Below are 1,455 nucleotides of genomic sequence, written 5' to 3' on the forward strand. Positions count from 1 at the left end.
TCGTCGGGCTCATAACCCGAAGGTCATCGGTTCGAGTCCGGTTCCCGCTACTAAGATTTCTAAAATATAAATATCGGTTTAACAACAAGTTACACCGATTTTTTTATGTTATCTTTACTTGAAATTTTAAAGACCGAATACGGTAAAAGAAAGGTTGAACAGACTGAAAGCAATCAGAAAAAGTCTTGCAGAATTATTGAAAAAAGGTTATTCTCCATATCCGAGTGAAGATGTGAAAGATAAATCTACAATCAAAAGTGCAATAGAGTGGGCATATAAAATAAAAGAGGCAACTTTATCAGAAACCTATATTCCAGATTTCCGGTCAAAGAAAAACCAATTTATCAAATATCTTGAGAAAAACGGATATGATGTTATCGCTGCAGATGAATTTCCCAAAAAGTAAGTTTTGAATTATCTGAACGAAATAATACTGAAAAATTCCGGGAAAACACATAATAATCACAAAGTAGTATTATCCTCTCTTTTTGATGTTCTGAAAAGAAACGAAATGATTAAGGATAATTTTATTAAAGAAATTGGGGATCAAAGCTCAACGCCCAAAAAAAACAAATCTTATTCAAGCGACCAATTGGAAACTCTTTTTGAAGAAATTTCAAAGGATGAAAACCTTTTATTATTTATTCAGTTCGTAAGCTATAATTTTTTACGTCCTATCGAAGTGGTTAGGTTAAAATCCGATGATCTCAAAATTAATGAACAACCCACCTTACTTGCAAGTTAAAGCTAAAAATAAGCCACTTAAAACGAAGCTGATTCCGAGTATGATGTTGAAAGATCTGGAAAATTTAAAATTTGGTGATCCTGGCGAACTAATTTTTAAAAAGAACGAGAAAGGGATTTTAACAAAAGAGGTAAACCGAAGAAATAATTTCTCTGCAAAATTCAAAGAAATTAAGGAAAAACTTAATTTGGGCGAAGAATATACGATTTATTCGTTCAGGCATACATTTATTACAAAGTTATTCAGGGAATTGAGAAAGGAAAGAACTGAGCTGGAAACTTATGATTTATTGATGAAAGTTACCGGACACACAACCTTGAAGGCTTTGAAAGCGTATTTACGTGATATTGACGCGGAACTAGCGGAAGATTATTCAAAATTTTTAGAAGAAAAAGAAGATGCAGAAACCGAAACTTAAACTGTTTTATGCTCCAACTGAACAGCAGTATTACATCTATTATTTTAAAGGATATAGTTTTATTATTTACAAAATTGAAAATATTAATCCTTTAAATATTTTACCTGTTGATTATATTGGTATTTCACATACAAGCGATAGGGAAATTGTAAAAGCTGTCGAAGAATTTGCAAGTGAAGAATTTAAAAAGTTCGATAATGGTGACTAGTCCTAAATAATAAAAGCACCTAATAATAAGGCAGTCATGGTCGGAAGAAATTTCCGACCATTTTTTATGTTTTAAAGACTTTTG

Annotated in this window: 4 protein-coding genes; all 4 read left to right on the top strand. The window is 31.5% G+C overall.

Annotated elements, in window-relative coordinates:
- Window positions 1-154 precede the first annotated feature (154 nt).
- On the top strand, window positions 155-406 hold the full coding sequence (locus ACODR7_RS21505; RefSeq protein WP_488842315.1) for a hypothetical protein: 252 nt from the start codon (window positions 155-157) through the stop codon (window positions 404-406).
- Between the two features lie 105 nt (window positions 407-511).
- Window positions 512-745 (top strand): hypothetical protein, encoded by a 234-nt coding sequence (locus ACODR7_RS21510; protein WP_488842316.1) that lies wholly within the window; start codon window positions 512-514, stop codon window positions 743-745.
- Window positions 702-1,163, top strand: a complete 462-nt coding sequence (locus tag ACODR7_RS21515) for a hypothetical protein (RefSeq protein WP_488842318.1) — start codon at window positions 702-704, stop codon at window positions 1,161-1,163. Before ACODR7_RS21510 ends, ACODR7_RS21515 begins: the two co-directional genes overlap by 44 nt.
- Entirely contained in the window at window positions 1,144-1,371 is a 228-nt protein-coding gene (locus ACODR7_RS21520; protein ID WP_488842320.1) for a hypothetical protein, read from the top strand. The genes ACODR7_RS21515 and ACODR7_RS21520 overlap by 20 nt, the downstream gene beginning before the upstream one ends.
- Window positions 1,372-1,455: the final 84 nt, after the last annotated feature.

The organism is Chryseobacterium sp. FG46 (assembly GCF_057809135.1).

Bases quoted from the DNA above. Each gene is read 5' to 3' on its own strand.
- ACODR7_RS21510 (WP_488842316.1), top strand. From the start codon at position 512: ATGATTAAGGATAATTTTATTAAAGAAATTGGGGATCAAAGCTCAACG.
- ACODR7_RS21520 (WP_488842320.1), top strand. From the start codon at position 1,144: ATGCAGAAACCGAAACTTAAACTGTTTTATGCTCCAACTGAACAGCAG.
- ACODR7_RS21515 (WP_488842318.1), top strand. From the start codon at position 702: ATGATCTCAAAATTAATGAACAACCCACCTTACTTGCAAGTTAAAGCT.